The sequence below is a fragment of the Rhizobium sp. RAF56 genome (assembly GCF_052113965.1).
Classification (GTDB): domain Bacteria; phylum Pseudomonadota; class Alphaproteobacteria; order Rhizobiales; family Rhizobiaceae; genus Rhizobium.
Window position 1 is genome coordinate 1 of record NZ_JBFRDU010000076.1, and the last position, 7,748, is coordinate 7,748.

The 7,748-nt window shown below is 53.1% G+C and carries 3 protein-coding genes and 4 pseudogenes; 4 read left to right on the plus strand and 3 right to left on the minus strand.

The genetic code is table 11. The annotated features are described in order from the left end of the window. Nucleotides 1-185 precede the first annotated feature (185 nt). Nucleotides 186-410 (plus strand): annotated as a pseudogene (locus tag AB4048_RS28185) (integrase core domain-containing protein); the annotation flags it as partial. A gap of 430 nt (nt 411-840) precedes the next feature. Here the strand turns inward: AB4048_RS28185 and AB4048_RS28190 are convergent. Then, on the minus strand, nt 841-2,022 hold the full coding sequence (locus AB4048_RS28190) for an acyltransferase family protein (RefSeq protein ID WP_442205259.1): 1,182 nt from the start codon (nt 2,020-2,022) through the stop codon (nt 841-843). A 1,036-nt stretch (nt 2,023-3,058) separates the two neighbouring features. Here AB4048_RS28190 and AB4048_RS28195 point away from each other — a divergent pair. Both AB4048_RS28195 and AB4048_RS28200 read left to right on the plus strand, forming a co-directional pair. Beyond that, on the plus strand, nt 3,059-4,231 hold the full coding sequence (locus AB4048_RS28195) for a hypothetical protein (RefSeq protein ID WP_442205260.1): 1,173 nt from the start codon (nt 3,059-3,061) through the stop codon (nt 4,229-4,231). 380 nt (nt 4,232-4,611) lie between these two features. Continuing rightward, complete coding sequence (locus tag AB4048_RS28200; RefSeq protein ID WP_442205261.1) at nt 4,612-6,789, plus strand: hypothetical protein; 2,178 nt, start codon at nt 4,612-4,614, stop codon at nt 6,787-6,789. Between the two features lie 37 nt (nt 6,790-6,826). Here AB4048_RS28200 and AB4048_RS28205 read toward each other — a convergent pair. Together AB4048_RS28205 and AB4048_RS28210 are read right to left on the minus strand one after the other, a co-directional pair. After that, nucleotides 6,827-7,054, minus strand: a pseudogene (locus tag AB4048_RS28205) (IS3 family transposase); the annotation flags it as partial. Nucleotides 7,055-7,089: 35 nt separating this feature from the next. Further along, nucleotides 7,090-7,308: pseudogene (locus AB4048_RS28210) on the minus strand (IS66 family transposase zinc-finger binding domain-containing protein); the annotation flags it as partial. A gap of 105 nt (nt 7,309-7,413) precedes the next feature. Here AB4048_RS28210 and AB4048_RS28215 point away from each other — a divergent pair. Beyond that, nucleotides 7,414-7,748, plus strand: a pseudogene (locus AB4048_RS28215) (IS66 family transposase); the annotation flags it as partial.

Sequence of the window (7,748 nt, forward strand, 5' to 3'; positions counted from 1 at the left end):
TTTGCCTGTGAATACCTCAAACCGGCGCACCGGTTCATCGCTAGATTTAAGCGTAAGCTCTGAAATCGACATATGTTCAAGCTCTCTTTCGAGCCTCAACATCGACAATCAAACGCTGATCCGGAAGGTGGGGGCAAAACAGCGCTTACGACACACTGACCGTCAACGGCCTGATTGGCTCGATGGGCCGCCCCTATGACAACGCCAAGGCCGAGAGCTTCATGAAGACACTGAAGCTCGAGGCGGTTTATCCGATGGCGTTCGAAACCTTCGAGGATATCGCCGACCACCTTCCCCACTTCATCGAGGAGGTTTACAACAAACGCCGGCTTCATTCAGCGCTCGGCTACTTGAGCCCCAAACAGTTCGAGGATCAACATATCCGGCAGACTGGCAAATCAGCAGCTTGATCCCTGTCCACCCTCAGGGGCGCACTCCAGTGCCAAAAAATTTTGAGTGCCGATTGACCGTTTGACACGTTCCCCTCTCTAGCATGCTCGGCACCACAGCTTGAGGCCGTAGCCGTCATCTGCCAGTTGCCGAGGATCCAGTACGATTCTGCGCGTGCGGTGGCTTTCCTCGACCGAGGTTTCGTTGGGCCGAATGTTTTGGTGAAAGCTCCCGCCTGCGCTTGTTCTGAAATGGAGCGAGTCTCTCTTTCGGTCAACATTTATCTCGACACAGCGCCAACTTTTTGAAGCAATGAGCTATGATCAAGCTCTCAAGCGTCCATCCGTGACCCCATTCCGACGTGCGTCGAGGCGGCAGCGCTACTGCAACGGAGCCAGCCAAAGGATACAACGCGCTGCGTGGAGGTGCGGGCCATCGCTGGGGTCTGGCCTAAGAAGTAAGGCTCGCGGCGATCGACTCTCGTCGTCTCTGCAGCTTGCATCCGAAGTCGACGGCTGGTCGTTCAATCAAGAGATGGGCGCAAAGCGATACAATGACCAGAACCATCAACGCAACCAAGATCACGACCCAATGATTAAGGTCGGATGCCAATCCAAACTCTTTTATCGGGCGAACGGAGAATATAAGAAAAAGAACAATGCCCTGCAGCAGATAAAGGTCATAGCTGATTTCGCCTAATCTAACGGCCGGCTTCGACACAAGGACTCCGAAGATGGATGCCCCGCCAATCAGGAAGTAAGCTGCACCCGCAAGCAGTAGGGTCACTGAAGGCACATAGGCTGTGTCGGTCGTCAGAAAAATTGAAAGGAAAATGACCACTACAGCTAAGGACAAAACGTGCGGGTTTGCTCTCAGTACCCAGCCGTTCTTCTCGAGTGATGCGCATAGCATACCCGCAGCGAAAAACGAATATAGAACAAATTGCGTACTGGGGTCGATGAGCGCGATTAAGAGGGTAGCCAGCAGGCAAAACGCTGCGAACGCTAGATGGCTACGATCGCTCGTCGCAAAAACGGCGAGCAGCGGAAGACTTAGATAAAAGCGCCATTCGTATTGCAAGGTCCAGGTAACGCCCGCTGTCGCAACAGAAAGCCCGTTGTGTCCGTTCATCTCTGTGAATGGAAACAGCCCAAAGGACAGATTTTGGGCAGCCTGCATCACGTATTCCGTTGGCGAAATGAGTATCTCTCCACCGGACTGGAAGAAATTGATTGCAATAGCTGCTGCGGTCATCAGCAGATAAATCGGAGCGAGCCTGAAAAGCCTTCCCATCATAAGACGTGGGAAATCCAACTCTCCCCTTGCCCTGACAACCTTACCCCAAAATAGATATCCAGTGATAATAAAGAAGCAAGCAACGCCGATCTGACCACTGAGCGTATAGAACCTGGAAGGTGGAACTACCCACGATCCATCGCGAAGGAAGCGATAGTAGATGACGCTATGGTGAAGAACTACCGCCAGCGCCAGAAATCCTCGCGCCCCGTCTAAACTTCTGAATCTTGCTTCCGGGTTCGTAGCAAACCCAACTCGGCCAAATGCTGGCAGCCCAGCTATGATCAGAATGAGCGTCACGGAGGCAAACGCTGGCCATATCGAATAAATTGTCATCAGGACATCCAACGCAAATCGAGACGAGCATTCGCATTTCTTAATTCGTGACGCAATTGGATTTTGAAAAAGCATATGGCAGACGCTAGAGGTCGTCGTTACCAACCGGTTGGCGCTTGAGGCCGGGCGACAATCGAGCCTCCAGATTTTTCGTGGCGTTCTTGCCACAGCGTTCGGCCTTAACGAGGCTACGTCTTTAGAGCGATTTTGCGAGTCAGCTGCGTGAGGTGCCGAAACAACGCCCCTTATACGAAATTTTGCACTCCGTCCGGACGCGACATAGGATACGCAAGCGGTAGCGAAATGCCTCTCCATCTCCGCGTAAGAGTTTTAGGGCCTCGATTGACAAACCGCGAACTCTTACAGTGATAGCCCTTCCTCCTGTGAGCATGGGAGGCAGCGAAACGCAATGGTCAATCGCCATAGCGCACGCCATGGGTTTCTCCGTGTCATTTCTCGAGTGGTACTATACCACCCGCGAACTTTAACAAGCGACACGTTGCATTGTTTTTACTAAGTCTTTCACAGTCCTCCAAGCTGAATAAGCGGGGTCCGATTCCCCGGCTCGCCTGGTGCGCCTTCACTACTTGGCAATTTGAGTGGATGCGCGCGCATTTTTGGCGGTTGCAAGGGAGGGGAATCGTTCAGAACAACCCGAAACATAGCCAAAGAAATGAGCTGGGAGGCAATCCCCTGGTGGAAGTTATTGGCGCGATGGGTCTTTCAGACGATGACGGGGCGACCAAGGCGGATATCGAGCTTTCATTACAGACGCCATCGGAAGATGGAATACAGAGCTGAAACGCGAGCAATCATGCACGACTTGGCCCTAGCCCATAGGAAGCTGAAATTGCGGCAGCGAGGCCATGCGGTGGGTTCGGCCGCCTGCTTGAGACGCCTTGGCGCGGAAAGCTGCTTAACTCGCCCGCGCTTCGATATTGTGGATAAAATCCTGCATTTTTCGTATTCAGATGCGAAGTTCGCGGGTATCGTGGGTCGAAACAGCCGGCTTGGTAGATCGAGTCAGGGAGGTAGTATGCGCCGCAAAACGGCCGGATCACTCGAAATGACCACAACAACAGGGGCGGTGCTGAACCCCACCGGAAAACTTCACAAGCTTTACATCGAGCACGACGGCAAAGTTTCCGACAAGTGGTCGATCTATCTCGACGTCTATGAACGGCTTTTTGCGCCTTTCCGCAACAAGCCGGTTAGGCTACTTGAAATCGGAGTCATGAATGGCGGCTCGCTTGAAATATGGCGAAAGTATTTTGCCAAGGCCGAGGCCATTGTTGGCTGCGATATCAATCCGGATTGCTCGCAATTGCGTTTCGAGGACAATGTTATTGAGGTAATCGTCGGCGACTCCAACTCGGACGAAACCCAAAGTAAAATCCTCTCCTGTTCTTCAAAATACGACATTATTATCGATGACGGGTCTCACATGTCGTCGGACATCGTGCGCTCCTTCGCTCGATACTTCGGAAATTTGGCCGAGGGCGGAATATATATTGCGGAGGATCTGCATTGCAGTTATTGGGCAGGCTACGAGGGAGGGTTTAATGATCCCTACTCCTCGATGTCTTTTTTCAAGCGGCTGCTCGATGTCGTAAACAAAGAGCATTGGGGCTTACCACGCGACCGCATCGAAGCTCTCTCTGCGTTCTCTAGAAAATATTCGGTCACGTTTGACGAAGGAGACTTGGCGACAATCCATTCCGTCGAATTCGTAAACTCCCTCTGCATTCTCCGGAAGCTCCCTGTAGTCAGGAACGAACTCGGCAGCCGCAAGATAACCGGGCGTGAAGCGCTTGTCGTCGACAACATCATGCCCTTTAGCGGAACCTCAAGCCGGGCATCGGACGAAAAGACCAACGTCTGGTCTCTCAGCTCCACTCCGCTTGAAGAAGAGATCGTAGCAAATCGAAAACTGGTCGTGGGTCAACAATTGGCAATAGAAGCGATCAACAATGATTTAGCTGCCGCCTCCAACGATTTAGCTGCCACTACTAATGATTTAGCTGCCGCTCGGATGGCGCTTTCAGACGCTCATGCGGAACAAAAGCGGTTGCAGGCTGATCTGGATGCGGTCTATGCCAGCTCGTCTTGGCGTGCGTCGTTCCCTGTGCGGGCAGTGGGGCGTGGATTAAAGGCTGTTGGCAAGGCCGTTCGAATACTCAAACGATCCGCTCCGCTGCTGCTGTTCTAACCCCTCATTGGATTGCTTTTCGGCAGAGTTTTGCCGTTGATCTCCTCGCTGGGAAAGGACGGAAGTGACGATGAAGGTATAGCAGTTTTCAGACGCATAAAAGCGTCGATCCTGAAACGTTGATCCTGGAACAGGGTGACTACGGCGTGCCGGTTGCGGAGATCTATCCAATCGAAGCAAGTCCGAAAGGTCTGCGAGGAGTTGCTCAATGGCGAAATCAGAGAGGCGAAGGACGTCATCGACCGCAGTCATCGGTGGACTGCAGGCCGCCTTGGCCGGCTACGCATTTCAGACGTCGGTAATCAATCGTACACCAATACCGAATGCACTAACATTCAATCTGGGTAAACCGATCTGACCCCACGATGCAGGACTCCTCCATGTACGCTTCCGTTACCGACTATTCAGCGGTCTATAATGATGCTTACCGTCTGCGTCGCGGACAGCACACGAGCTTTGACCGAAATGTCTTGCCGCCCCTCGTTGCAGAGTTCTGTAAAGGCTTTACTTGCACTAGGTTGCTCGACGTCAGCGGAGGGAGCGGTGGCTTAGGCAGAGAATTGAAGAAATACGGCATTGAAACAACTACAACCGACTTCGGGAGTCTGCCAAACTCCAATGTGATCAACTTCAACCTTTCTGACTTTGGGCGAGACCAACTTGATCGCGTGTTGAGAGCAGTTGATCCGGCACGAGGTCCCTATCTAACAACGTGCTTTGACGTACTTGAACACATCGATAGGGAGCATGTTGCAAGGGCCGTTCACAACTTGGCCATCCTGACAAACCGTTTTTTGGTCGTGTCAATCTCAACTCGCCCGAGCGCATTTGATAATCTCCTCCATGCAACGCTCATGCCAATCCCGACATGGACACGAGCCTTTGAAGCCGCCGGATTGCGACTTATGCAGCGAAATGCGTTTGCGAGCGGCACGACCCGGAAATCCTTCCCCACAACAGATGAACACCGATTAATCCACCGGTGGATCGCCTCAGACCTCTTTTCGGATGCCGAAGCCGGAGAGCCTATTTATCTAGTTTTTGAAAAGAAGGAAACAACGGGAGCTTTTAGCGACATCCAACCGGCCATCGACTTCATCGTTGACGTTGCATATCGAAAAACAAAGCGCGTTCAGTTCGGGAGCAACAACGGTCGTCGTTTTAATTTCAACATTCATCACGCCCAGGAGTGGTCTCTACTGCGACCGCTTTTAGACGTTATACCTCGAAAAAACTGCCGGTTTTTGATCCGACCCGAGTTCATTTTCCCTGACATTTTTCGTGCTATCAGGTCCTTCCTCGCGAGGACAGGAGTTGAGGTAGTCGAATACTCTGATGTGGGCGAGCTACCTTGGCACGACTTGAAGGGTGAATTATTAATTTCTGGGGCCGAGTCGTCTGTGGGATGGGGGCACTTACAATCCCATGAGACGGTTGCCGTTGCGCGTCTCCATGGATGCCACACATATTTGCTGCAGCATGGTGTCTGGCCACGATCATTTGCGGGTCGAATTCTCACGTTTGCCTCTGAGCGTGTACTTACGTGGGGCCGAGAAGACGAGCGGCGCCTGAACGATCGAAAACACAAGATATTTGAAGCGGAAGTGCCCTGGGGTGTCTTTCCGCCTGAACAGGCATTTCCGATTGGATCACCAAAATTCAGTGATCAGTTGATCGGACCTTACCCTGGGCTCGCTGCGAGGCTCGGTTTCGATGCCTCCAGCTACGATCGGACGATACTTGTTGGGACAAAGAACCTTCGTGAGCGCTGGGGAATCGACAACATTAGTGATCGTTTTTTAGGCGAGTTGGAATCCGCTATTACACGTAATGAGAGAACACTCTTCCTTATCCGCCCGCATCCCGCGGACAGCGCCGAGACGTTTGCAGCCGTTCGAAACACGAACGTGCGTATCCTTGACGAATTGGCCGGCGTGCTTTCAGACACTCCATTGGCCCGCGTAATGCCATATGTAGATATGGTGGTCACATCACCATCCAGTCTAGTTGTCGATGCGGCAGTTTCCGATAAACCTGTATTCGTTTACGACACTGGGCAGCCGATCGAATTTGACAAGATGCAAGCCGCCCCATTTCAACAGTTCGAAGACCAGACCGGAATAGAGGATGAACTATGCCGGCTGAGGGAGGTTAGCCGCGACTTGAAATCTCGGTACTCAGAAGCAGTTGACGATAGCTTTTATTCGAAATTCGCGAACTTGCTGCGGGCTGAGCAAACGTCAAAACTTGATTCATTTACAGCTGCATCAGCTTCGTTGGCTCTGCAGGCTGTCGAGAATGCCCGAGCCTTGACACTGACACGCAGCGAGGCGAAGCTAGGGTCATTGACCATGGAGATGGAGGAAAAGGAGCGGGATTGGATCCAGCTCACCGACAGATTGAAACAAAATCTCGAAGCGTCGTCGTTGCGTGAGCTAGAACTCTTGGAACAAAACGCGGCGATCCTGAATAGCTCGAGTTGGCGACTCACTCGACCTTTACGACAAGTCGCGGAGGTGCTGCGCATGAGGGTGTTCCCCAGGTTATTGAAAAAGTGAGTCTTGAATAGCCCCGAGTTGCGTAGACGCCCTCGGGTTAGGTTTTCTGCTGCTTTTTCGAACTCGACGGGCGTAGCATCCCGTTCCTGACATGTTTGCGCTTCGGGTTATAGAACATCTCGATGTAGTCGAAGACATCCTGCCTGGCTTCGTCCCTAGAGCGATAGACCTTTCGGCGTATCCGCTCGCTCAACGGATTGAAGAAGCTTTCAGCCACGGCATTGTCGTGGCAGTTCCCGCGCCGGCTCATCGAGTGAACCAGATTTTGGAGCGCGTTCGTACGATTGAGGGCTATCGGCCGGATGGTTCTTTCGACGTGCCTTGGCGGCTCATGATCTGAGCCTGCCAATACAGGGGGAGATGATCGGCGTACTTGGAGACCAGGGCGACCGTGGCCTCCGTCGGCAAACCTGCCTGAATCAGGCGTGCCGGAGCCGGAGCCTGCACGACGCCGTCGGTGCAGGCGCGGCACGCATACTTCGGACGACGGGTCACGATGACACGGAACTGAGCCGGGATTGGAGTGAACCCCTCGGGCTGGACCACGGGATACGAAGAAACTGATACGCTCTGTGGGCCTCAATCGGAGAAGGCTCATGAAATCCAGAGGACCATATCGACGGCATGGTGCTTTCGCGCGAGGCAGAGAATGCCCGCCTTCGTCAGATCATCAAGGAATTGCAGCGCCACCGCTTCGGCCGTCGTGCCGAGACGCTTCCCGAGGACCAGCTTCTGCTTGGTCTTGAAGAGGCCGAGCAAGTTGAGGCTGTCTGGCTGGAAGAGAAGGAACAAGCATCCACTGCTCTGCAACAGGCGCAAGTTGCCAAGCGGCGCACAAACAGAGGTGCGCTGCCAGCCCATCTGCCGCGCATCGAGATCGTGGTCGATATCGATGACCATGCCTGTCCTTGCTGCCGCAACGACCTGCATCGGATCGGCGAGGATGTCAGCGAGAAGCT

Excerpts from the sequence above, each read along its gene's own strand:
- AB4048_RS28190 (WP_442205259.1), bottom strand. The coding sequence starts at position 2,022 with ATGACAATTTATTCGATATGGCCAGCGTTTGCCTCCGTGACGCTCATT.
- AB4048_RS28195 (WP_442205260.1), top strand. The coding sequence starts at position 3,059 with ATGCGCCGCAAAACGGCCGGATCACTCGAAATGACCACAACAACAGGG.
- AB4048_RS28200 (WP_442205261.1), top strand. The coding sequence starts at position 4,612 with ATGTACGCTTCCGTTACCGACTATTCAGCGGTCTATAATGATGCTTAC.